The following is a 21,752-nucleotide window of genomic DNA, read 5'->3' as shown; positions in this document are numbered from 1 at the left end:
TGCCGGGCTTCAGCCCAGGATCTGCGGCGTGTCCGGCAGGCCGTCCTGATCGGACCGCGCCGAAGCCGGAAAGTGCCCCTCCAGCAGGGTGGAAACCTCATCGATGGCATCGCGCAGCGCCGCCACCGGCTGGGAGCCGCGCAGGCCCTCGCGCAGGTGGGTACAGACCCGCTGCCATTGCTCGGGCGCGACCCGCCCCTGCAGGCCGCGGTCGGCCACGATCTCGATGGCATGGTCGGCCAGCAGCAGGTAGATCAGCACGCCGTTGTTGTGCGCGGTATCCCAGGTGCGCAGGCGGGCGAAGGCATGCTCGGCCGCCTGCCGCGGGGTCACCCTGTGCCACAGCGCGTGCAGCGGCAGATCGGCCTCGACCGCGAACATCACCTGGCCGCCATGGCGCTGCTCGCCCGCGGCGATCGCCTCGGTGATCGCCTGCAGCGTGGCCGGCGGGAAGGCCCGGCGTACCGATGGCGAAAACAGATGCCTGCAAAAACGTTGGATCATCACCAGCCCCCCGACGCACCGCCGCCGCCGGAGCGGCCACCACCACCGCCCCAGCCGCCGCCACCGCCACCGCCAAATCCACCACCGCCGCCGAAGCCTCCGCCACCCCAACTGCCTCCGCCCCAACCACCACCGCCAGCGAAACGCCCCGGATGGCCGGACAGCATCGCCACCACCAGGCCAACCACGCCGGCCAGGCCACTGGCCAGCAGTGTGGAGGTGAACAGAAAGGCAGCAACGGCCGCACCGGCGCCACCGAGCAGGCCGCGCAGCGGACGCGGTACGCGTGAGAACACGCCACGCAGGATGCTGCCGGCGAACACACCGATGAACAACGCCAGGAACCAGGTATCGCCGCCGCCGTCGGGCGCTCGTCCCTGCTGGCTGCTGACCGGCGCCGGCAGCGGCTCGCCGTCGATGATCTTCACCAGCATCGCCGTGGCATCGGTGATGCCACCGGCATAGTCATTGGCGCGGAAGCGTGGCACCAGATACTCCTGGATCACCCGGTTGGCGATCGCATCGGGAATCGCCCCCTCCAGGCCATAACCCGGTTCGATGCGCACCCGCCGATCGTCCTTGGCCACCACCAGCAGCACGCCGTCATCCACGCCCTTGCGACCGATCTGCCACTGGTCGAACACGCGGGTGGTGTACTGGGCGATGTCTTCCGGCTGCGTGGTCGGCACCACCAGCACCTGCATCTGGCTGCCCTTGCGCTGCTGCAGGTCCAGCGCCTGCTGCACCAGCGCCTGCTTCTGCGCGGCATCCAGGGTGCCGGTGGTATCGACCACCGGCGAATCCAGCGCCGGGATCGGCGCCAGCGTCTGCGCCTGCACACCCAACGGCAGCCACAACAGCAGCGCCAGCAGCGTGGTGGCCAGGCGCATCGGTCAGTGGCCCGGAGCCGGGGCCGGCTGCTGCTGCGGCGCGTTGCCGAAATCAACCGCCGGCGCGTTGGAGATCTGCGCTTCGTTTTCCACGGTGAAGTTCGGCTTGGGCTGGTAGCCGAAGATCTTGGCGGTGATCAGCTGCGGGAACGAGCGGATGTAGGTGTTGTAGTCCTGCACCTGCTGGATGTAGCGGCCCCGGGCGACGGTGATGCGGTTCTCGGTGCCTTCCAGCTGCGCCTGCAGATCGCGGAAGTTCTGGTCGGACTTCAGCACCGGGTAGTTCTCGGTGACCACCAGCAGTCGCGACAGCGCGCTGCCGAGTTCGCCCTGGGCCTGCTGGAACTGCTTGAGCGAGGCTTCATCGTCGGCGTTGACGTTGATCTGGCCAACGCGCGAGCGGGCATTGGTGACTTCGGTCAGCACGCGCTCTTCCTGGCTGGCGAAACCCTTCACGGTCTGCACCAGGTTCGGCACCAGGTCGGCACGGCGCTTGTACTGGTTGAGCACTTCGGACCAGCTGGCCTTGACCGCTTCGTCCTTCTGCTGGATGGCGTTGTAGCCGCAGCCGGACAGCAGGGAGGCCAGCAGCAACAGGGGAATGAGGCGGGTCAGCAGGCGCATGGCCAAGGCTCCGGGTGGACTGAGCGCCGAGCATGCCATGGTCGGTGTTAACGGGCGTGTGGAGAGTGTCGGCCATCGTCGGCCATCGGGCGCCGCCCCCTCCGCGGTGGTTGTGTCTGCTGGATATCGGGGTGGGCCGGGCGGGTGGGTTGGCTGGGGAACGCCGTGAATACGTCCTTGTAGGCTCGGGCGCGCCATCCTTGGCGCTTACGCCCCCAGCCAACCCACCCTCCCGGCCACGGACGGTTTCCTGCGCACCGCGGGAAGATCAAAAGAAAAAAATCAAAAGCGAAAACCGATTCTTCAGACATTTGTGTCGACCAAGGTCGACACCTACCAACAGCACAGAACGCCGTCCCGACAGATCGCGGAAAACTGTCGAAGGCGGGGTGGGTCAGCTTGCGGGGGCGTGAGCGCCATGGATGGCGCGACCGAGCTTACAGGGACGTACTTGCAGCGTCCCCCGCAAGCTGACCCACCCCGCCATCCCACAGCAAACCCGCTTTTGACGTTGCTCTGGCTGTTGCTCCGGCTTCTGCGGGTGCAGGGCGCAGCCCTGCTGCCAAACCCCTCAGCAAGCCTCAGCAGCCGGCGCGCGCGCACGCCCCAGCCACGCCAGCAGCAACGCCGACGCCGCCAGCAGGCCGCCGGCCACCGGAATCGCCGCGTAGCCCAGCCCAAGGCTGATCACCGCACCACCCAGCGCCGCGCCCAGTGCATTGCCGAGGTTGAACGCACCAACATTGATCGACGACGCCAGTCCCGGCGCCTCGCTCGCGGCCTGCATCACCCGGATCTGCAGCGGCGGCACGATGGCGAAGGTCGCTGCACCAAACAGCAACACGCCGAGCGCCGCAGTCGCATGGCTCATGAAGGCCAACGGCAGCACGAACATCAGCACCGCCAGGATGGCCAGCAGAATGCGCGTGGCGCCGTCCAGCGACCAGTCGGCCATGCGTCCACCGATACCGTTACCGAAGGTGAAACCAATACCGATCAGTGCCAACGACAATGCAATAAAGGCATTGGACGCTCCGGTCAGCTCGGTCAACACCGGCGCCACGTAGGTGTAGAGAGTGAACATCGCACCTGCGCCGAGCACCGTGGTCGCCATCGCCAGCAGTACCTGCGGTTGCATGATCGATTTCAGTTCACGCCGGACATCCGGGCGTGCGCCTGCGGCCGACGGCGGCAGTGCCATCGCCAATGCGGTGATCGCCACCACGCCGAGTACGGCAGTGCCGGCAAAAGCCAAACGCCAACCCAGTTGCTGGCCAACCCAGGTCGCCAGCGGCACGCCACCGATGTTGGCGATGGTCAGGCCCATGAACATCGTCGCCACTGCCGCCGCCTGTTTGTCCTTGGGCACCAGGCTGGCGGCGACCACCGCGCCGATGCCGAAGAACGCGCCGTGATTGAGGCTGGTCACCAGCCGCGACAGCAACAGCAGGCCGTAGTTCGGGGCCAGCGCCGACAGCACGTTGCCGACCACGAAGATCGACATCAGCAGCATCAGCGCGGTGCGCTTGCCGAAGCGTCCCATCAGCAGGGTCATCACCGGCGCGCCCAGCATCACGCCCACCGCGTAGGCGGTGATCAGCATGCCGGCAGTGGGAATGCTGACCCCCGCTCCGCTGGCGATGACCGGCAACAGGCCCATCGGGGTGAACTCGGTGGTGCCAATGGCGAAGGCGCCGACGGCGAGTGCCAGCAAAGCGGCTCTGGAATTCATGGGGGTTGCCTGCGTGGCGCAGGCCCTGTGGAAAATGAGCGCGTAGCCTGCGCGCTTTGCCGGCCGGGAGTAAGCCTCGGCGCGGGAAAACAGTGTTGATCCCGATTCACAAGTGGCGGGCAAGTCGGCCATCCGGGTAGCGCCGGGCCATGCCCGGCGAGCACAGCGGCGCCCGGAAAGCAGAACCCCCGGCGCTGGCCGGGGGGTCGGGGTGGTACTTACCAGTCGCCGGCACCCGGCACGTGGTGTTCGCGTGCGCGGCGGCGCATCAGCAGGTTCAGCCACTCCACCAGCACCGAGAAGCCCATCGCGGCGTAGATGTAGGGCTTGGGCACGTGCACGTCCAGGCCGTCCAGGATCAGCACCGCACCGATCAGCAGGATGAAGGCCAGGGCCAGCATCTTCACGGTCGGGTTGGCATCGATGAAACGGCCCAGCGGGTTGGCCGCCAGCAGCATCACCGCCACCGACAGCAGGATCGCAGCGACCATCACCGGCACGTGGTCGGCGATGCCGACGGCGGTGATCACCGAGTCCAGCGAGAACACGATGTCGATGATCGCGATCTGCGCGATCACGTAGCCGAACACGGCCGAGGTCTTGGTGGTGGTCGGATCCTCGTCCTCGCCACCGGAAATCATTTCCTTGATCTCCATCCAGCCCTTGATGATCAGGAACAGGCCACCGACGATCAGCACCAGGTCGCGGATGGAGATGCCCATGCCGGCCACGGTGAACAGGTTCGCCTGCATGTGCGCCAGGTACGCCAGCGACACCAGCAGGCCGATACGGGTGATGCACGCCACCGCGATGCCGAGGCGGCGCGCGAACGGCCGGCGGTTCTCGGGCAGCTTGCTGACGGCGATGGAGATGAACACCAGGTTGTCGATGCCGAGCACGATTTCCAGCGCGCTCAAGGTGAACAGGGTCAACCAGACATTCGGATCGGCGAGAAACTCAAGGGACATGGGAAGTCTTCAACAAGGGGGGAGGAAGAAGGATCAGCCGACGCTGGCCGGGAACAACCGTGGCACCAGCACCAAGGCCCAGCACAGCAGCACGTTCATCATCAGCACGAACACTGCCGCCGAGCCCATGTCCTTGGCGCGGCCGGCCAGTTCATGGATTTCCGCGCCATAGCGCTCGATCACCGCCTCGATGGCCGAGTTGGCCAGCTCCATCGCCAGCACCAGCAGCATCGAGCCGATCATCAGCGCGCGCTCCACCGGGGTCTGGCCCAGCCAGATCGCCAGCGGCGTCAGCAGCACCAGCAGGTACACCTCCAGCCGGAACGAGGACTCATGCAGCCAGGCAGCTCGCAGGCCCTGCCAGGACCAGCGGGCGGCCTGGAAGATACGGCGCGGGCCGCGGGGCATGTGGCCGAACTGATCAGCCACGGGTGAAGCATCCAGCAACAGGGGCGCGGCGCAGCGACCGCTCAGACGCACGGCAGGGAATCATGGGTGCACAGGGATAGGCAGACAGCCCCCATTTTGCCACAAGGGCGGCAATGGCAGCCCGGAAGCCCTGCCGGAAGGCCCCGCGAACGGCCCAGCACGGCCAAGCGCGGGGCCGGAGCAGCTTCTATGATGGATGCCCCCCTGCCCTGCCGGAGTGCCTGATGACCCGACCCCGCACCTGCCTGATCCTGCTCGGCCTGCTGGCCGCGCCGCTCGCCCAGGCCCTGAGCCCGCCGGCGCCGCCGCAGGTACCCGCGCAGGTCTCCAACGTGGCCTGGGCCGCCGACATGGCCTCCTTCGCCACCGCCGACCGGACCAATCCGCCGCCGCGCGGCGGCATCGAATTCATTGGCAGCTCGTCCTTCCGCATGTGGGACAGCCTGGCCCAGGACTTCCCGGGGCAACCGGTATTCAACCGCGGCTTCGGTGGCTCGGAAGTCCGCGACAGCACCTGGTATGCCGGCCAGGCCATCGTGCCGTACGCGCCGTGCAAGGTGTTCTTCTACGCCGGCGACAACGACCTCAACAGCGGCCGAAGCGCGACCCAGGTCCGCGACGATGTGGTGGCCTTCGTGCAACGCGTGCATCGCGACCTGCCGAAGACGAAGGTGGAATATGTCTCCATCAAGCCCAGCCCGTCGCGGGCGCACCTTCTGCCGGCGATCAACGACGCCAACGCGAAGATCAAGGCTGCGCTGGCGAAGCTGCCAAACACCGGCTACACCGACATCTACACACCGATGCTCGGCGCCGATGGCCAGCCTGATGCCACATTGTTCCGCGAGGACATGCTGCACATGACCCCGGCCGGCTATGCGATCTGGACCAAGGCGCTGGCGCCGAAGGTCAACTGCAACTGAGTGATGCTGGGGTTGCCGGCCAGCGGCCGGCACTACCGGGGACGCTCATCCACGCATGGCGTGGATCTACGTGTCGACCAAGGTCGACACCTACCAACAGCGGCGGGAACCTGTCGAAGGCGGGGCGCTGTGGGTTTGCGGGGTGTGAGCCGCATGGATGCGGCGACCAAGCCCCCATGGACGGGTTCACGGCGGCCCCGCACACCCACAGCGCCCCGCCGTCCCACGGAATGCCCGCTGTTGCTGTTGAGGTTGCGGGTGCCGGGTGCAGCCCGGCCCTCAGCGGAAAATCACCGTCGCCTCGGTGCCCTTGCCCAGCTCGCTGGCCAGACTGACCTTCCAGCCGAAGCGATCACACAGGCGACGCACGATCGACAGCCCCAGACCTGTACCCTGCGGGCGGCTGGGATCGGCACGATAGAACGGCTCGAACGCACGCGACAGCGCGTCGGCGGACATGCCGATGCCGGTATCGCTTACCACCACCCGGTCGTTGTGCACGTGCACGTCGATGCGACCTTCGTCGGTATAGCTGCAGGCGTTGCGCACCAGGTTGCTGACCACCACCTGCAGCACCCGCGGCGGTGCGTGCAGCTGCACGGCCGCGTCACTGTGCAGGTGCACCGCCAGCGGCCGGCCCACCAGCAGTTCATTGGCGTTGTCCACCTCGTAGCGGACGATGTCGTTGACATCGAACAGCTCGACCTGCGGTTCGACGTCGGCCTCGCGGGCCAGGATCAGGAACGCATCGATCACCGCTTCCATGTCCCGCCCGGCACGCTGGATGCGCTGCAGGCTGCGGCGCAGGCGCGGCTCCAGGCTTTCATCGCCCAGCGCCATGTCGCTGGCCACGCGAATGACCGTCAGCGGCGTGCGCAGTTCATGGCTGGCATCACGGGTGAAGTTGCGCTCGCGTGCCACATGCGCGGTGACCCGGTTGGCCAGCGAATGCAGCGCTGCCGCCAGCTGCCGGGTCTCGCCCTGCATGTCCGCGGGCAGCTTGTTCGGCTCCAGATCGGCCGCTTCCGGATGGCCTGGATCCCAGCGCGAGACGCGCCGCGCCAGCCAGTTCACCGGTGATACCAGGCGTTTGGAAGCGCGATAGGTGATCCACGAGGCGCCATACACCGCCAGCAGGGTCAGCAGCACCGGCACGATGCCGAACCAGAACGCCAGCATCTCCGCGCGCGAGCGCAGGAACACCAGGTACAGGCGGCCCTCCTCACGGGCGTCGACCAGCACCAGCTGATCGTCGTCGGGCAGTTCGTGGAAACCCGGTTCCAACGTGCGCAGGTTGGCAGGCAGCGACAGGCTGGACTGCCCGCGTTCCAGCAGGTAGCCACGAATGTTCTGGGTATTGGGCGGCGGCTGCACGGGCGAGGCCTCGTGCAGCGTCCAGTAGTACGCCGCTTCTTCGCGCAGGGCAGCGCCCACCAGGCTGTGCTTGATCACCAGCGAAACCAGCCAGGCACCCAGCAGGATACCCAGGCTGGCCAGCACGGCTTGCAGGATGAAGGCGATACGGATCTTGCGCGGCAGGCCGTGCGGCATTGCGATGTCCCGGTCAGAGCGCTGCGATTATAGGCAGCGCGCTGTGCCGTGATCGTGCATGGACGATGACGACCGGGCATCCGGAACGTTCACCCCTTCCCTGCCGACCACAGCCGTGCCGGTTCTGCTGCAACACCGGCACGACGTCGATCAGGCCATCGGCTGGGCGATATCGGCGATGCGATAGCCCGCGCTCTGCACGGTGTGCAGCAGCGGCCGATCGAACGGCTTGTCGATGATCTTGCGCAGGTTGTACAGGTGGCTGCGCAACGTGTCCGAATCAGGCAGGCCATTGCCCCATATTTCGCGCTCGATTTCCTGGCGGGTGACCACACGCGGCGATTCGCGCATCAGGATGGTCAACAGGCGCAGGCCGATCGGCGACAGCTGCAGTTCGGTGCCGGCACGTGTTGCTCGCATGCTGACCGGATCGAGCACCAGGTCGGCGACCTTGAGCACTTCCGAACCGACCTGACGACGTTCGCGGCGGATCAGCGCGCGCAGGCGGGCTTCCAGCTCCTGGATCGCGAACGGCTTGGTCAGGTAATCATCGGCACCAAAACCGAGGCCGGTGAGCTTGTCATCCAGCGTGTCGCGCGCGGTCAGCATCAGCACCGGGGTCGATTTGCGCGCATCGTTGCGCAGCCGGCGGCATACTTCGATGCCATCCAGTCGCGGCAGCATCAGGTCCAGCACGACCACGTCGTAGCTGTTCTCGGCAGCCAGACGGTAGCCGTCCAGGCCATCCTGCGCATAGTCCACCTCGAAGCCACGGCCTTCCAGGTACTCCCCGATCATCTCGGAGATGTTGCGGTTGTCTTCGACTACCAGCACCAAGCCGGAAGTCTCCTTCGTCTGACGCATGAGAATCCCTTTTTCTTCAGCTTTGTGAAACATGCCCGATCGACGGTGCACGCGATGTGAAGTTGCGTCAATGAAAAGAAGATGGCGTGCTCACAGCAGCGGTTTCAGCAGCGGCCATACGTTGTCGAGCACTTTCGGCTGCGCCTGCGCGGTGGGATGCAGGCCATCTGCCTGCATCAAGCCCGGCTGCAGGGCCACGCCTTCCAGCAGGAACGGCAGCAACGGCACCTTGTACTGCGTGGCCAGCGTCCGGTACGCCGCCGCCAGGCGCTGGCGGTAGCCCGGCCCATAGTTGGGCGGCACGTCGATGCCCAGCAGCAGCACCTTGGCACCGGCCTTCTGGCTGGCCTGCACCATTTTTTCCAGGTTGCCCTGCACCTGCGCCGGGGTCAGGCCACGCAGCGCATCGTTGCCACCGAGAGCGATCACCACCACCGTGGGCTTCTCCCGCGCGAGCAGGCCCGGCAGCCGGGTCAGCGCGCCGGCGGTGGTTTCCCCGCTCATGCTGGCGTTGACGATGCGCGGCGGAGTTTTCGACTGCTGCCTGACCCGCTGCTGCAGCAGGCTGACCCAGCCTGCATCGGCCGGGATATTGTGGGCGGCACTGAGGCTGTCGCCGAGCACCAGCACGGTACCGGTGGCCGGACCTTTGGCACACGCCAGTGCCGGCAACAGCAGCAACCCTAGCAACAGCAGCATCATTGCGCCGGCTTGCCGGCTCCACCCCGTCTTGTGCATTGGAGTCTCCTCATCGACAGCCTGTCCCCCCGCAGCGCGCCCGTCGCCATCGCCGTCGACCAGGTCGGCAAATCCGTGCATGGCCCGGAGGGTGAAGTCCACATACTGGACAACATCACCCTGACCGTCCATGAAGGCACCAGCGTGGCCATCGTCGGCGCCTCCGGTTCCGGCAAGACCACCCTGCTCGGCCTGCTGGCCGGGCTGGACCTGCCCAGTCGTGGGCGCATCACGCTGGCGGGCCAGGATCTGACGGCATTGGACGAAGAAGCCCGTGCACAGCTGCGCGCGCGCGACGTCGGCTTCGTGTTCCAGAGCTTCCACCTGCTGCCGGCGCTGACGGCGGCCGAAAACATCGCGCTGCCGCTGGAATTGGCGGGGCGCGAGGACCGCACGCGGGTGGATGAGGTGCTGGCTGCGGTAGGGCTCTCGCACCGCGCCCGCCACTATCCGCGGCAGTTGTCCGGCGGCGAGCAGCAGCGTGTCGCCCTCGCCCGCGCGTTCGTCAGCCGCCCGCGCATCCTGTTCGCCGATGAGCCCACCGGCTCGCTGGACCAGGCCACCGGCCAGCACATCAGCGATCTGCTGTTCGAACTCAATGCCGGCAGCGGAACCACGCTGGTGCTGGTCACCCATGATCTGCGCCTGGCGCAGCGCTGCCAGTACATCCATCGCATCGACAACGGCCGCCTGCAGCCGGTGGAACATGGAGTGGACGCATGAACCTGCTGCGGCATGCGTGGCGCGCGCTGCGCCGCGAAGCCCTGGCCGGTGATCTGCTGACCGTCTTCGCGGCCCTGGTACTGGGCGTGGCGGTGATGACGGCGGTGGGCACGCTGGTCAACCGCGTCAACCTGGCACTGACCGGCAGCGCGGCGGAAATGCTCGGCGGCGACCTCGGCGTGGCCGGGCGCGATGACCCGCCTGCCGCGTTCGCCGACGAAGCGCAGCGACGCGGCCTGGCGCACACGCGGCTGGCCAGCTTCGGCAGCGTGCTGTTCCAGGGCGATGCCAGCCAGATGGCCAGCATCAAGGCCGTGGAAGCCGGCTATCCGCTGCGCGGCGCGCTGCGCGTGCGCGCCACGCCCGGCGGCGCGCTGATCGCCGATGCCGGCATGCCGGCCAAGGGCCAGGCCTATGCCGATCCACGCCTGCTGCAGGCGCTGGGCCTGAAGGCCGGCGACGATCTGGAATTCGGTGCAGGCACGCTGCGCATTGCCGGCATCATCGAATCCGAGCCCGATGCCGGTGGCGACCTGCTGACGCTGTCGCCGACCCTGCTGGTCAACCGCGCCGATGTGGAAGGCACCGGCCTGCTCGGCCCCGGCAGCCGCATCAACTACCGGCTGATGTTCGCCGGCCCGGCCACCGACATCGCCGCATTCCGGCAATGGCTGCTGCCGCAGGTGAAGGGCATGCGCCTGCTCAGCGTGAACGATACCCAGCGCGGGGTGCGCCAGGCCTTCGACCTGGCCGGTCGTTTCCTCGGCCTGAGCGCGCTGCTGGCAGTGCTGCTGGCCGGCGTCGCCACCGCACTGGCAGCCAACCGCTTCGCCCTGCGTCGCATCGACCAGGTGGCGATCCTGCGCTGCCTGGGCGCACGCCAGCGCGACATCCTGGCCGGCCTGGCCCTGCAGCTGCTGATGCTGGCCGTGCCGGCCTGTGCGATCGGCATCGGCCTGGGCATGGCGGCGCAGGAAGGACTGGTGCAGGTACTGGGCAGCTTGGTGCCGCAACGCCTGCCGTTGCCCGAAGCGATGCCTGCGCTGACCGGCGCGGGCATCGGCCTGTTGCTGCTGTTCGGCTTCGGACTGCCGCCGCTGCTGCGCCTGCGTGGCGTGCCGCCGATGCGCGTGCTCAACCGCTCGTTTGCCGCTTTGCCGCCTGCTTCGCTGCTGGCCTATGTGGCCGCACTGGCGGCCAGCCTGGTACTGGCGGTGCAGGTCACCGGCGATCTGAAGCTGGCCCTGTGGGTGCTGGGTGGCCTGGCCGGGCTGGCGGTCGCTGCAGGCGTGGTCGGGTTCCTGCTGCTGCAGCTGCTGCGTGGCCTGCAGCATCGTCTGCATGGCAACTGGCGCTTGGGCCTGGCTGCGCTGACACGGCGGCGGATGCTGGCGGTGATGCAGCTGGTGGGGCTGTCACTGTCGCTGTGCGCGCTGTTGTTGCTGGCGGTGATCGGCCCCGGCCTGCTGCAGCAGTGGCGCGAGCGCCTGCCCGCGGACACGCCGAACTACTTCCTGATCAACATCCAGCCCGAGCAGCGCGACAGCGTGCTGGCCGCGCTGCAGGGCCTGGGTGCGGATGATGCCAGCATCGAACCGATGGCCACCGGCCGCCTGATCGCAATCAACGGCAAGCCGCCGCTGCGGGTGGACCGCACGCCGGCCGACGACAGTCAGCCGCAGGGCGAAGGACAGCGCGACGACGATGACGAGAACCGTCCGCTGAACTTCAGCTGGCGCAGCACGTTCCCGCCGGCCAACACACTGGTCAACGGCACGTTCTGGAAACCGGACAGCACCGCCGCCGAGGCCTCGGTGGAGATCGGCTGGGCCAAGCGCTACGGCGTGTACCCGGGTGATCGCATCACCATTGCGGTGGGCGAGCAGGAGCGCGAGTTCAGCGTCACCAGCGTGCGCAAGGCCGACTGGAACACCTTCCGGCCGAACTTCTTCGTGCTGTTGAACCCGAATGCCGTGGGCGATACACCGCACAACCTGCTGTCGGCGTTCCACCTGCCAGCGGGACAGGCGGCGGGTCTCGGGGCCCTGGTGCGCGCGCAGCCGAACCTGTCGCTGCTGGACGTGGATGCAGTGATCTCGCAGGTGCGCGATGTGATGGAACGGGTAGCGCAGGCGGTGCAGCTGGTGATGGTGTTCAGCCTGCTGGCCGGCGTGCTGGTGCTGCTGGCGGCACTGCAGGCGACGGCGGGCGAGCGCCGCTATGACAGCGCGGTGCTGCGCACGCTGGGTGCAACGCGGCGGCAGCTGCGTGGCGCGGTACTGGTCGAGTTCGGTGCGCTGGGCGCGCTGGCGGCGCTGCTGGCGGTGGGTGCGGCAGCGGTGATCGGCGTGGCGGTGTCGCAGAAGGTGTTCGAGCTGCCGCTGCTGCCGCCGTGGCCGGGCCTGCTGCTGGGTGGGCTGCTTGGCATTGCGCTGAGCCTGCTGGCCGGCTGGTTGGGCACCCGGCGGATCCTGCACACGCCACCGGCATTGGCATTGCGCGAGGCCTGACGCCGTTGTGAAAGCAAAAGCATCCACGCATGGCGTGGATCTACCAGCGATAGCACCAGTAGATCCACGCCGCGCATGCCAGTAGATCCACGCCATGCGTGGATGCAGTGCCGATAGCCCCAGTAGATCCACGCCATGCGTGGATACAGTGCCGAGCAAGCTCGGCACCCACCAGTGCAGTGCACGTCCGACACCCGCCGCAGCGATCAACCTTCCTTCGGCGCCTTTTCCACGTACTTGGCGAAGACGTCGTCGATCTGCGTGTCCTTCACCTTCTTGCCGGCCTGCACGTCTTCGGCCTGGGTGAACAGCGGAATGATCATCGCCATGCCGTCGAGCTTGGTCTTCAGGTGCACGCCCGGGGCCTGGGTCAGGAAGCCGTCCCAGCGCTGGCGCACCTTGCTCCAGTAGCCGGTAGTGGCCTTCCAGTAATCACGCGCCGGGATGAAGTCGACCTCGGTGGTCCTGATGTAGTCGTTGAAGCCGAATTCGCGGGCGATTTCGACCTGGCTGCCATCCGCGTTGCGCTGCACCTTGGTGTTGAACTGCTCGTGGGTCCAGCCGTTCGGGGTCAGCGTGTGGCGGTTGACCACGGCCAGCGCGTTGTAATCACTGCGCTTGGTGTACTCGCGGCGTGGCAGCGGCCGCCAGCTGATGTCGCTGGTCCAGGTCGGCACGTTGTTGCCATAGGTCCACGTGCCGGTGCCGCAGTAGCGCGGTGCATCGCTGACTTCGTACACGCACTGGGTCCAGGCGCCCTGGTTGGTCGCCGCCGGGATCGTGCGCACCTGCCAGGTCTGGTCGGCGCTGAACTCGAAGCGGTTCGGCGCTTCATACACCCAGTCCTGGCGCCAGTGCTTGGTCACATGGCCGCTCTTCTCGTCCAGCAGCAGGTGCTGCAGCACGATGCGCTTCGGCGTGTCCTCGACCACGATCACCACTTCGTTGCCGCCGCTGCGCATGGCCGGCGCGCGCTCGTAGCCCGGCTTCAGCAGCACGGTCTCATCGAAGGCGAAATCCACCGTGTACTCACCCTGCATGGCCAGGATGCTGTCGTGGTCGCGGGCGATGTCGGAGGGCTGCGCGCTGGCGGCGCCACTGGCGGCGAGCAGCACCATCGCGCTGGCTGTCTGGAACTTCATCGGGTCTTCCTTCGGGGTTGCAGGTTTCGTGGAAAGGCCATCCAGGCCAGCAGGCGATCCATCGCAGTCAGGTCACAGGCGGACCAGCGGCAGGTCGCCCGGAGCGCGCGCGGCAGGGCGGCGTGCGGCATCGGCACAGCAGCAGTCGTCGATCGCCAGCTCGCCCTCGGCGCCTTCGATGCGCGCGATCCGGCGCGCGGTGGCGGCACCGAGCGAGGACAGCGTGGACAGGCTGGCAGCGAGCGTGCGGCCCTCGTCGGCGGCGTGCAGGCGCAGCGTGCACAGGCGCCAGCGTTGTCCGCCCAGATGCCCGGCAAGGCGCCGCCACAGGCGCTCACCAACGCTGCCATCGGCATCGTGCGAAGGACCGGGCGGCAGCGTCGCCACCAGCCGGTCCCAGGCCAGGAAATCACTGTCTGGCAACAGGTAAAGACGCCACACGCAACGGCCACGTGCATCGAGGAAGCACAGGCTTTCGCGCAGGCCCTCGCTGTCCACGCCCTGGCAGGCGTGCACCGATACCGCTTGGCGCCAGCCGCCAAGCTCGTTGCCATCGGCGTGGTACAGGCACAACACGGTGCCGAGCGCTGCCAGCTGTGCCGGCGCAGGCCAGGCCCGCAGCGACGAACGCGACAGGGAGGACGGCAGGCGACGTGCAGACAGGGCTCGGCTCATGGGATCACCAGGACACGGCAAGGCTGGCCGACAGAGTGCGGCCGGGGCTGGTATAGCGGTCCAGAACGGTGCTGCTGGCCGACAGGGTCGAGCCGACGTTGGACCAGTCGATGTAACGCTTGTCACCCAGGTTGAAGACACCGACGTTGAAGGTCGCACCCGGGGCGAAGTTCCAGTGCGCCATCAGGTCGGCCACGCCGTAGCCGGCCGGGCGATGGATGCTGGCCGAGGCCACGCGGTCCTTGCGCTTGACGAAGGTGCCGGCCAGTTCCACGCCCCAGCTATCGGTGTCGTACATCAGGCCGACGGTGCCGCGCATCGGATCGACCGAATCCAGCGGCACATCGGCGGTCTTGTTGTCGCCGCGCGACCACGCCACCGCACTGCGCAGTGCCCAGCCCTGCAGCGCCGGGCTGATCTGGCCGAAGTCGACGCCGGCCTTCAGTTCGGCGCCGTAGATGCGCGCGTCGGCGATGTTGCGCGACTGGAACACCATCAGGCCCTGCGCGTTGGTCCCCACCAGCGTCTGCGACTCGATGAAGTCCTTGTAGTCGTTGTAGTAGCCGCTCAGGCTCACGTACGCCGCCGGGCTGAGGAAGCGCATGCCCAGCTCTACACCGTCGCTGGTTTCCGGCTTCAGGTCCGGATTGGGGATGGCGGTGTAGCCGAAGGCGAAGTTGGTGAAGCCGAGGTTGACGTCGTTGTACGGCGGCGAGCGGAACCCACGCGAATAGCCCGCGAACAGCGACCACTCGTCGGTGAAACGATAGACCAGGCCGAACTTCGGCGACACGCTGGTCTTCTTCAGTTCGGACACGGCCACGCCCGGATTGTCCTCGGCGAAGATGCTGTCCACATCCGGCTTCAGTTCGTAGCGGTCCACGCGCACGCCCGGCACCAGCGACAGCTTGCCGTCGGCCAGGCGCATTTCATCCTGCGCGTACAGGCCCAGCTCGGTGGTCTTGCTGATCGGGAAATCGCGCACGGGGAACGCGTCGGGCAGGATCGTCGTGCTGACCACGCCACGGTTGCTGACCTGGTAACCATCGCGCTTCTGGCGGATCTCGGTGCGGGCACCATCGAAGCCATAGGTCAGCGCATGTTCGACGCTGCCGGTGCTGAAGGCCTTGTTGAACACCGCCTGCAGGCCGTACACACGCTGGTCGAAACTGAACTCGCGATGGCGGGTGCTGCCATTGGCGCGCGCCTCATTGGTGCGCTGCCTGGTTTCGCTGTCCTGCGTGTAGACCTGCCAGTGCAGGCTGTCGGCGAAGCCCTTGTCCAGCGCATCCATCTCGTGGGCGAAGGACACGCGGGTGCGGTTCTGCGTGTCGCGCGCCTTCATGCCGGTGGTGGTGGTGCGGTCGATCGAGGACAGCACGTTGGTATCGGTGTTGTCTTCGTTGCCTTCCACGGTCAGGCGGAAACGCTGGTCTTCGCTGGGCGCATAGACCAGCTTGGCCAGGCCGCTGCGACCATCACGGTCCTGCGGGTTGGCCGCGGTGCGCGTGTTGTCGTTGCTGCGCACATCACCCTTGTTGTCGGTTTCCTGGCCTTGGCGGTGGTTGATGTTGACCATGCCGCTCCAGTGTTCCCCCCCGAAGGCGCTGGTCACCCCGCCGAGCAGGCCTTTCCACTCACCGTCGTAGCCGAACTTCAGGCCGACATAGCTGTCCTTGCCATCCTTCAGGTAATCGGCCGGGTCCTTGGTGACGAAGGCAACCACGCCGCCGAGTGCATCCGAGCCGTACAGCGAGCTGGCCGGTCCGCGCACGATCTCCACGCGCTTGAGCGTGTCCAGGTCGGTGAAGTTGCGGTTGGCGTTGGAGAACGAGCCGATGTTGAAGCTGGTCGGCATGGCGATGCCATCGGTCTGGATACGCACACGGTTGCCGTCCAGGCCGCGGATACGGATGCTGCCGATGCCGAAGCGGGTGGCGCTGCGGCTGACCGACAGGCCCGGCTCGTAGCGCACCAGATCCTTGATGTCCTGCACCAGCTGCCGGTCCATCTGCTCGCGGTCGATCACATCGACGGTGGCGGCGACATCGCTGACCGCACGTTCGGTACGGGTGGCGGTGACCTGCACGCGATCGAACTCGCGCGCATCAGGCGCGGCATCGGCAGCAGCATGGGCGGACAGCGGCAGGGCCATCCACAGGGCAATGGAAAGGGCAGTCGGGCGGGTCATCGGCATCGTTCGGTCAGGCAGGGGAACCCCCGGCCACCGCCACGCCAAGCAGGCATGAACGGTAGACCGAGGGGGAGAGAGCAGGAGCGGACGGGTCGCCCACCCTGCCGGCGCTGCCGACAGGAGGGAGGGAGGCGGGCGACCAGACCGCGTTACTTGGTCAGGATCAGCTTGTCGTTGCTGGTATGACGCAGACGGTAGAAACGGTCACCGTGCTGGATCAGGATTTCACGACGGCCCTTGAGCAGGGCTTCGCTGTCGATGACCTCTTCCGGCGGCACGACACGCACCGGGCGGTCGCGGAGGGTCAGCGTTTCGGGGCGCAGCAGTACAGGTTGAGCATTCATGAGCATCTGGACTCGTGCGAGGGACGAGTTAAATGATAATGATTCTCAGTTGACAATCAACAATCATTCTCAACTTAATTGATGGAATTAATGATCGAAATTTGAATTTCGATAGATTGCATCTATTGATTTTGGCATTGCGAGGAATAGAAGGGCCGGCCGAGCGTGGGCTCGGCCCTACAACCTGTCCCCGGCCCTCAGGCGAATACGGCTTCCACCTGCGCCCAGCCGGTGTCGTCCACCTGCGCCAGCACGTCCAGCGCCTGCAGGTTCTGCAGCAGCTGGCTGACCCGGCTGGCGCCGAGGATCACGCTGGAGACGTTGGGGTTGCGCAGGCACCAGGCGATGGCCAGGCTGGCCGGGGCATGGCCCAGCTCGCGGGCAACTGCACTGAAGCGACGCACCCGGGCCAGGCGCTCGTCGGCGTTGTCGCCGAGCACCAGGTCCTGCAACCAGCCCATGCCTTCGCGGCCCAGCCGCGCATCAGCGGGGACGCCGTCGTCGTACTTGCCGCTCAGCAGGCCCGAGGCCAGTGGCGAGAAGATCGTGGTGCCCAGCCCGGCGGTGGCATACAGCGGCGCGTACTCCACCTCCACCCGCTCCCGATGCAGCAGGTTGTACTGCGGCTGCTCCATCGACGGTGCCTGCAGGTTATGGCGCGCGGCGATGTCCACCGCTTCCTGGATCTGGTTGGCCGACCATTCCGACGTGCCCCAGTACAGCACCTTGCCCTGCCGGACCAGGGTGTCCATGGCATGCACCGTTTCAGCGATCGGGGCATCCGGATCCGGGCGATGACAGTAATAAAGGTCCAGGTAGTCCACCCGCAGGCGCTTGAGCGCGGCGTGGCAGGCGTCGGTCACGTGCTTGCGCGACAGGCCGCGCTGGGTCGGCCGCGGGTCCTTGGCACTGCCGAAGAACACCTTGCTGGACACGCAGAAACCATCGCGTGGCAGGCGCAGGTCGGCAATCACATCGCCCATCACCTGCTCAGCGCGGCCGTTGGCATAGCCCTCGGCGTTGTCGAAGAAGTTGATGCCATGGTCCCAGGCGGCCGCTACCAGGTTGCGCGCCTCATCGCGCGGCACCTGGTCGCCAAAGGTCACCCAGGCGCCGAAAGACAGGGCGGAAATCGGCAGACCGGTGGAGCCAAGGCGACGGTAGAGCATGCGATTCTCCTGCTGCGGGCCCGCATACGGGCCGGGATCAAGCCACCATTCTACCTGTCCCGGCAGGCGCAACCCCTTGCTGTTGCTGGCCTGATCGGAGCCGATGGCCGCGCGCAGACGGCTTTTCCTTGCTCCGGCCCCTGCCCTGCACTAGGCTTCCCGTTTTTCGCGACGCCCCAGGGGAGTCACTCAGATGGTCGAAGGTTTGGGCAGGATCGGCTTCGGCCTGTTCGGTTTGGCGGTGCTGATCGGCATCACCTGGCTGTTTTCCAACAACAAGCGCGCGGTGGACTGGAAGCTGGTCGCCACCGGCATCACCCTGCAGATCGCATTTGCGGCACTGGTGATCCTGGTACCGGGCGGGCGCGACGTGTTCGATGCGCTGGGCCAGGGCTTCGTGAAGGTGCTGAGCTTCGTCAACGAGGGCTCAAGCTTCATCTTCGGCTCGTTGATGGACACCAAGAACTACGGTTTCATCTTCGCCTTCCAGGTGCTGCCGACGATCATCTTCTTCTCGGCGCTGATGGGGGTCATGTACCACCTCAATGTCATGCAGGCGATCGTGCGGGTGATGGCCTGGTCGATCACCAAGGTGATGCGCGTGTCCGGTGCGGAAACCACCAGCGTCTGCGCCAGCGTGTTCATCGGCCAGACCGAGGCGCCGCTGACGGTGCGTCCGTACATCGCCAAGATGACCCAGTCCGAGCTGCTGACGATGATGATCGGCGGCATGGCCCATATCGCCGGCGGCGTGCTTGCCGCGTACGTGGGCATGCTCGGCGGTGGTGATCCGGTGCAGCAGGCGTTCTACGCCAAGCACCTGCTGGCGGCCAGCATCATGGCGGCCCCGGCCACCCTGGTCGTGGCCAAGCTGCTGATTCCGGAAACCGGTACCCCGCTGACCCGCGGCACGGTCAAGATGGAAGTGGAGAAGACCTCCAGCAACATCATCGACGCGGCCGCTGCCGGCGCCGGTGACGGCCTGAAGCTGGCACTGAACATCGGCGCGATGCTGCTGGCCTTCATCGCCCTGATCGCCCTGCTCAATGCGCCGCTGACCTGGATTGGTGAAGTCACCGGCCTGGCGGCTGCGATCGGCAAGCCGACCGACCTGTCGACCATCTTCGGCTACGTGCTGGCCCCGATCGCTTGGGTGATCGGCACCCCGTGGGCTGACGCCACCACCGTCGGTTCGCTGATCGGCCAGAAGGTCGTGATCAATGAGTTCGTCGCCTACACGGAGCTGTCGCGTATCGTGAACGGCCAGGTGCCGGGCATGAGCCTGTCCGACGAAGGTCGCCTGATCGCCACCTACGCCCTGTGCGGCTTCGCCAATTTCAGTTCGATCGCGATCCAGATTGGCGGCATCGGCGGGTTGGCACCGGAACGACGCCACGACCTGGCCAAGTTCGGCCTGCGCGCGGTGCTGGGCGGTACCATCGCCACCTTCATGACGGCTACCATCGCCGGCGTGCTGACGCATTTCAGCTGAACCCTTGTTTGAGAAAAGATTCCCTATGAGCAGCAGTGTCGTTGTCGTCGGTTCCTTCAATGTCGATCACGTGTGGCGGTGCGAGTCGCTGCCGGCACCGGGTGCGACCATTGCCGGCCGCTACAGCACCGGTCCGGGTGGCAAGGGCTTCAACCAGGCCGTTGCCGCCTGCCGTGCCGGCGCTGACACCAGCTTCCTGTGCGCGCTGGGCGACGATGCGGGTGGTGCCACCGCCCGTGACCTGGCCGCGCAGGATGGTTTCGCGCTGATCGCCGAAGCCAGCAGCGAGCCGACCGGCACCGCCGGCATCTATGTCGATGCCCGTGGCCGCAACACCATCGTCATCGGCCCGGGCGCCAACGCGGCGCTGAGCACCGACTTCGTGCAGCAACAGCAGGCCCTGCTGACCGGCGCCAAGGTGGTGCTGGTGCAGCTGGAATCGCCGGTGCAGACCATCGAAGCGGCACTGGCGGTGGCCCGCGAGGCCGGTGTCACCACCGTGCTCAACACCGCACCGGCCGACGCACCCTCGACCATCGGCCTGCTCAAGCTGGCCGATGTGATCACCCCGAACGAGACCGAGTTCGCCGCCCTGCTCGGCCGTCATGTCGGCGAGCGCGTGGATGCCAACGACGTTGCGGCGCTGGACGGTGCCAGCCTGCACGCGCTGTGCCGCAAGCTGGTCGGCAACGGCACGGTGGTGGTGACCCTGGGTTCGGTGGGCGTGTTCGTGTCGCATGCCGACGAGCATCTGCGTGGTGACACCCAGCCGTACTACCGCGTGGGTGCCGAACAGGTGCAGGCGATCGACACCACCGGTGCCGGCGATGCCTTCAACGGTGCACTGGTGGCCTCGCTCGCCCAGGTGCCGGACGCTCCGTTCGCCCGCCACGTGCGCTTCGCCAACCAGTTCGCCGGCCGCTCGACCGAGAAGGAAGGCGCGGCCGCTGCAATGCCGCGCTTCACCCCGGCCGACGCTGAAGTGAAGTAACGCCTCTTCCCCGCGGGGAGGATGATCGGGCCCGGGTGTGCAGACACCCGGGCCTTTTCACGTTCATGGGCCAGGCCCCATCCAAGCGGGTCGGGCCCTTGGTAGATCCACGCCATGCGTGGATGCGCGTTGGCGGCCGGCCCAGCCCACCACCATCGCCCGCCCTTGGGGGCGACGGAAGCGACCATCAAGCATCTGCTGATGCCCGTCCGGCATGAGGTCGGTCCGGATGGGCCTGAACCGGCGGGCCGCCAACCCCGCCGGGGCGCCGGCCGCGCCCTACAATGGGCGCATGCAGATCGGCCCGTACTCCATTGCCCCCAACGTCGTGCTTGCGCCCATGGCCGGCGTCACCGACAAGCCCTTCCGCCTGCTGTGCAAACGGCTGGGCGCGGGCCTGGCCGCCTCGGAAATGACCATCAGCGACCCGCGCTTCTGGAACACGCGCAAATCGATCCACCGCATGGACCATGCCGGTGAGCCCGCGCCGATCAGCGTGCAGATCGCCGGTACCGAGCCGCAGCAGCTGGCCGAGGCGGCGCGCTACAACGTCGACCATGGCGCGCAGATCATCGACATCAACATGGGTTGCCCGGCCAAGAAGGTGTGCAACGCCTGGGCGGGGTCGGCGCTGATGCGCGACGAGCAGCTGGTCGCGCGCATCCTGGAAGCCGTGGTCAACGCGGTGGACGTGCCGGTGACGCTGAAGATCCGCACCGGCTGGGACTGCGACCACCGCAACGGCCCGGTCATCGCCCGCATCGCCGAGGCCAGTGGCATCGCGGCGCTGGCCGTGCACGGTCGTACCCGCGACCAGCACTACACCGGCCAGGCCGAGTACGCCACGATCGGCGAGATCAAGGCCGCGCTGCGCATCCCGGTGATCGCCAACGGCGATATCGATTCGCCGCAGAAGGCCGCCTTCGTACTGCAGCAGACCGGCGTGGACGCGGTGATGATCGGCCGCTCGGCACAGGGCCGGCCGTGGATCTTCCGCGAGGTGGCGCATTACCTGGCCACCGGCGAGGAACTGCCGCCGCCGTCGCTGGCCGAAGTGCGCGACATCCTGCTCGGCCACCTGCACGCACTGCACGACTTCTATGGCGAGCCGCAGGGTGTGCGCATCGCGCGCAAGCACCTGGGCTGGTACGCCAAGGACCGGCCGGAGAATGCCGCGTTCCGCGCGGTGGTCAACCGTGCTGAAGATCCGGCCAGCCAGATCGCGCTGACCACCGACTATTTCGACCGCCTGATCGCCGGGGAACCGGCAATGTCTTCTGCTGCCTGAG

Annotated in this window: 20 protein-coding genes; 6 read left to right on the top strand and 14 right to left on the bottom strand. The window is 67.0% G+C overall.

Going from position 1 to position 21,752, the window contains the following annotated elements:
- Positions 1 to 9: 9 nt before the first annotated feature.
- From MRBLST15_RS14415 to MRBLST15_RS14390, 6 genes are all read right to left on the bottom strand, one after another.
- The gene (locus tag MRBLST15_RS14415; RefSeq protein WP_312704820.1) at positions 10 to 504 is read right to left on the bottom strand and encodes a TPM domain-containing protein; all 495 of its coding nucleotides are present in this window, start codon (positions 502 to 504) and stop codon (positions 10 to 12) included.
- Positions 504 to 1,394: a TPM domain-containing protein gene (locus tag MRBLST15_RS14410; RefSeq protein ID WP_367786404.1), complete on the bottom strand. Its 891-nt coding sequence runs from the start codon at positions 1,392 to 1,394 to the stop codon at positions 504 to 506. The genes MRBLST15_RS14415 and MRBLST15_RS14410 overlap by 1 nt, the downstream gene beginning before the upstream one ends.
- Before the next feature lie 3 nt (positions 1,395 to 1,397).
- The gene (locus MRBLST15_RS14405; protein ID WP_025877902.1) at positions 1,398 to 2,018 is read right to left on the bottom strand and encodes a LemA family protein; all 621 of its coding nucleotides are present in this window, start codon (positions 2,016 to 2,018) and stop codon (positions 1,398 to 1,400) included.
- Positions 2,019 to 2,589: 571 nt separating this feature from the next.
- Positions 2,590 to 3,750 carry an MFS transporter gene (locus MRBLST15_RS14400; RefSeq protein ID WP_367786402.1) on the bottom strand — a complete coding sequence of 387 codons (1,161 nt, stop codon included), beginning with the start codon at positions 3,748 to 3,750 and terminating at the stop codon, positions 2,590 to 2,592.
- Between the two features lie 218 nt (positions 3,751 to 3,968).
- Positions 3,969 to 4,718 (bottom strand): TerC family protein, encoded by a 750-nt coding sequence (locus tag MRBLST15_RS14395; protein ID WP_100463001.1) that lies wholly within the window; start codon positions 4,716 to 4,718, stop codon positions 3,969 to 3,971.
- Positions 4,719 to 4,751: 33 nt separating this feature from the next.
- Positions 4,752 to 5,147: a diacylglycerol kinase gene (locus MRBLST15_RS14390; protein ID WP_025877898.1), complete on the bottom strand. Its 396-nt coding sequence runs from the start codon at positions 5,145 to 5,147 to the stop codon at positions 4,752 to 4,754.
- 224 nt (positions 5,148 to 5,371) lie between these two features.
- Here MRBLST15_RS14390 and MRBLST15_RS14385 point away from each other — a divergent pair, with 224 nt between their 5' ends.
- Entirely contained in the window at positions 5,372 to 6,070 is a 699-nt protein-coding gene (locus tag MRBLST15_RS14385) for an SGNH/GDSL hydrolase family protein (RefSeq protein ID WP_367786400.1), read from the top strand.
- 279 nt (positions 6,071 to 6,349) lie between these two features.
- On the opposite strand, the gene MRBLST15_RS14380 is transcribed toward MRBLST15_RS14385, so the two are convergent.
- The 3 genes from MRBLST15_RS14380 to MRBLST15_RS14370 all read right to left on the bottom strand — a co-directional run bounded on the left by MRBLST15_RS14380 (position 6,350) and on the right by MRBLST15_RS14370 (position 9,223).
- Complete coding sequence (locus MRBLST15_RS14380; protein ID WP_032974932.1) at positions 6,350 to 7,621, bottom strand: sensor histidine kinase; 1,272 nt, start codon at positions 7,619 to 7,621, stop codon at positions 6,350 to 6,352.
- A 150-nt stretch (positions 7,622 to 7,771) separates the two neighbouring features.
- The gene (locus MRBLST15_RS14375) at positions 7,772 to 8,485 is read right to left on the bottom strand and encodes a response regulator transcription factor (protein WP_002811889.1); all 714 of its coding nucleotides are present in this window, start codon (positions 8,483 to 8,485) and stop codon (positions 7,772 to 7,774) included.
- A gap of 90 nt (positions 8,486 to 8,575) precedes the next feature.
- Entirely contained in the window at positions 8,576 to 9,223 is a 648-nt protein-coding gene (locus tag MRBLST15_RS14370; protein ID WP_367786395.1) for an arylesterase, read from the bottom strand.
- Between the two features lie 75 nt (positions 9,224 to 9,298).
- Here MRBLST15_RS14370 and MRBLST15_RS14365 point away from each other — a divergent pair, with 75 nt between their 5' ends.
- Both MRBLST15_RS14365 and MRBLST15_RS14360 read left to right on the top strand, forming a co-directional pair.
- Entirely contained in the window at positions 9,299 to 9,946 is a 648-nt protein-coding gene (locus tag MRBLST15_RS14365; RefSeq protein WP_033832045.1) for an ABC transporter ATP-binding protein, read from the top strand.
- Complete coding sequence (locus MRBLST15_RS14360) at positions 9,943 to 12,456, top strand: ABC transporter permease (RefSeq protein WP_367786393.1); 2,514 nt, start codon at positions 9,943 to 9,945, stop codon at positions 12,454 to 12,456. Before MRBLST15_RS14365 ends, MRBLST15_RS14360 begins: the two co-directional genes overlap by 4 nt.
- 206 nt (positions 12,457 to 12,662) lie before the next feature.
- Here the strand turns inward: MRBLST15_RS14360 and MRBLST15_RS14355 are convergent, their stop codons facing one another.
- The 5 genes from MRBLST15_RS14355 to MRBLST15_RS14335 all read right to left on the bottom strand — a co-directional run bounded on the left by MRBLST15_RS14355 (position 12,663) and on the right by MRBLST15_RS14335 (position 17,980).
- Positions 12,663 to 13,598, bottom strand: a complete 936-nt coding sequence (locus MRBLST15_RS14355) for a DUF6607 family protein (protein ID WP_367786391.1) — start codon at positions 13,596 to 13,598, stop codon at positions 12,663 to 12,665.
- A gap of 72 nt (positions 13,599 to 13,670) precedes the next feature.
- Positions 13,671 to 14,273 carry a Hemin transport protein gene (locus tag MRBLST15_RS14350; RefSeq protein WP_265951565.1) on the bottom strand — a complete coding sequence of 201 codons (603 nt, stop codon included), beginning with the start codon at positions 14,271 to 14,273 and terminating at the stop codon, positions 13,671 to 13,673.
- Between the two features lie 4 nt (positions 14,274 to 14,277).
- On the bottom strand, positions 14,278 to 16,464 hold the full coding sequence (locus MRBLST15_RS14345) for a TonB-dependent hemoglobin/transferrin/lactoferrin family receptor (protein ID WP_312704813.1): 2,187 nt from the start codon (positions 16,462 to 16,464) through the stop codon (positions 14,278 to 14,280).
- Between the two features lie 152 nt (positions 16,465 to 16,616).
- Positions 16,617 to 16,811: a hemin uptake protein HemP gene (gene hemP, locus MRBLST15_RS14340; RefSeq protein WP_005412278.1), complete on the bottom strand. Its 195-nt coding sequence runs from the start codon at positions 16,809 to 16,811 to the stop codon at positions 16,617 to 16,619.
- A 197-nt stretch (positions 16,812 to 17,008) separates the two neighbouring features.
- Positions 17,009 to 17,980, bottom strand: a complete 972-nt coding sequence (locus MRBLST15_RS14335; RefSeq protein WP_312704812.1) for a potassium channel beta subunit family protein — start codon at positions 17,978 to 17,980, stop codon at positions 17,009 to 17,011.
- A 193-nt stretch (positions 17,981 to 18,173) separates the two neighbouring features.
- Between MRBLST15_RS14335 and MRBLST15_RS14330 the strand changes: the two genes are divergently transcribed.
- The 3 genes from MRBLST15_RS14330 (at position 18,174) to dusB (ending at position 21,751) form a co-directional block, all read left to right on the top strand.
- Positions 18,174 to 19,472, top strand: coding sequence for a NupC/NupG family nucleoside CNT transporter (locus tag MRBLST15_RS14330; protein WP_312704811.1), 1,299 nt, complete (start codon positions 18,174 to 18,176; stop codon positions 19,470 to 19,472).
- Positions 19,473 to 19,497: 25 nt separating this feature from the next.
- Positions 19,498 to 20,463 (top strand): ribokinase, encoded by a 966-nt coding sequence (locus tag MRBLST15_RS14325; RefSeq protein ID WP_205406073.1) that lies wholly within the window; start codon positions 19,498 to 19,500, stop codon positions 20,461 to 20,463.
- Positions 20,464 to 20,755: 292 nt separating this feature from the next.
- On the top strand, positions 20,756 to 21,751 hold the full coding sequence (gene dusB, locus MRBLST15_RS14320) for a tRNA dihydrouridine synthase DusB (protein ID WP_099820273.1): 996 nt from the start codon (positions 20,756 to 20,758) through the stop codon (positions 21,749 to 21,751).
- Position 21,752: the final 1 nt, after the last annotated feature.

The sequence above is a fragment of the Stenotrophomonas sp. LST15-1-1.1 genome, from assembly GCF_040815575.1.
Lineage (GTDB): Bacteria > Pseudomonadota > Gammaproteobacteria > Xanthomonadales > Xanthomonadaceae > Stenotrophomonas > Stenotrophomonas lactitubi_B.
Note: the sequence above shows the minus strand (reverse complement) of the source record. Positions and strands in the feature narration are given on the sequence as shown.

Excerpts from the sequence above, each read along its gene's own strand:
- MRBLST15_RS14415 (WP_312704820.1), bottom strand. The coding sequence starts at position 504 with ATGATCCAACGTTTTTGCAGGCATCTGTTTTCGCCATCGGTACGCCGG.
- MRBLST15_RS14410 (WP_367786404.1), bottom strand. The coding sequence starts at position 1,394 with ATGCGCCTGGCCACCACGCTGCTGGCGCTGCTGTTGTGGCTGCCGTTG.
- MRBLST15_RS14405 (WP_025877902.1), bottom strand. The coding sequence starts at position 2,018 with ATGCGCCTGCTGACCCGCCTCATTCCCCTGTTGCTGCTGGCCTCCCTG.
- MRBLST15_RS14400 (WP_367786402.1), bottom strand. The coding sequence starts at position 3,750 with ATGAATTCCAGAGCCGCTTTGCTGGCACTCGCCGTCGGCGCCTTCGCC.
- MRBLST15_RS14395 (WP_100463001.1), bottom strand. The coding sequence starts at position 4,718 with ATGTCCCTTGAGTTTCTCGCCGATCCGAATGTCTGGTTGACCCTGTTC.
- MRBLST15_RS14385 (WP_367786400.1), top strand. The coding sequence starts at position 5,372 with ATGACCCGACCCCGCACCTGCCTGATCCTGCTCGGCCTGCTGGCCGCG.
- MRBLST15_RS14380 (WP_032974932.1), bottom strand. The coding sequence starts at position 7,621 with ATGCCGCACGGCCTGCCGCGCAAGATCCGTATCGCCTTCATCCTGCAA.
- MRBLST15_RS14375 (WP_002811889.1), bottom strand. The coding sequence starts at position 8,485 with ATGCGTCAGACGAAGGAGACTTCCGGCTTGGTGCTGGTAGTCGAAGAC.
- MRBLST15_RS14370 (WP_367786395.1), bottom strand. The coding sequence starts at position 9,223 with ATGCACAAGACGGGGTGGAGCCGGCAAGCCGGCGCAATGATGCTGCTG.
- MRBLST15_RS14360 (WP_367786393.1), top strand. The coding sequence starts at position 9,943 with ATGAACCTGCTGCGGCATGCGTGGCGCGCGCTGCGCCGCGAAGCCCTG.
- MRBLST15_RS14355 (WP_367786391.1), bottom strand. The coding sequence starts at position 13,598 with ATGAAGTTCCAGACAGCCAGCGCGATGGTGCTGCTCGCCGCCAGTGGC.
- MRBLST15_RS14350 (WP_265951565.1), bottom strand. The coding sequence starts at position 14,273 with ATGAGCCGAGCCCTGTCTGCACGTCGCCTGCCGTCCTCCCTGTCGCGT.
- MRBLST15_RS14345 (WP_312704813.1), bottom strand. The coding sequence starts at position 16,464 with ATGACCCGCCCGACTGCCCTTTCCATTGCCCTGTGGATGGCCCTGCCG.
- hemP (WP_005412278.1), bottom strand. The coding sequence starts at position 16,811 with ATGAATGCTCAACCTGTACTGCTGCGCCCCGAAACGCTGACCCTCCGC.
- MRBLST15_RS14335 (WP_312704812.1), bottom strand. The coding sequence starts at position 17,980 with ATGCTCTACCGTCGCCTTGGCTCCACCGGTCTGCCGATTTCCGCCCTG.
- MRBLST15_RS14330 (WP_312704811.1), top strand. The coding sequence starts at position 18,174 with ATGGTCGAAGGTTTGGGCAGGATCGGCTTCGGCCTGTTCGGTTTGGCG.
- MRBLST15_RS14325 (WP_205406073.1), top strand. The coding sequence starts at position 19,498 with ATGAGCAGCAGTGTCGTTGTCGTCGGTTCCTTCAATGTCGATCACGTG.
- dusB (WP_099820273.1), top strand. The coding sequence starts at position 20,756 with ATGCAGATCGGCCCGTACTCCATTGCCCCCAACGTCGTGCTTGCGCCC.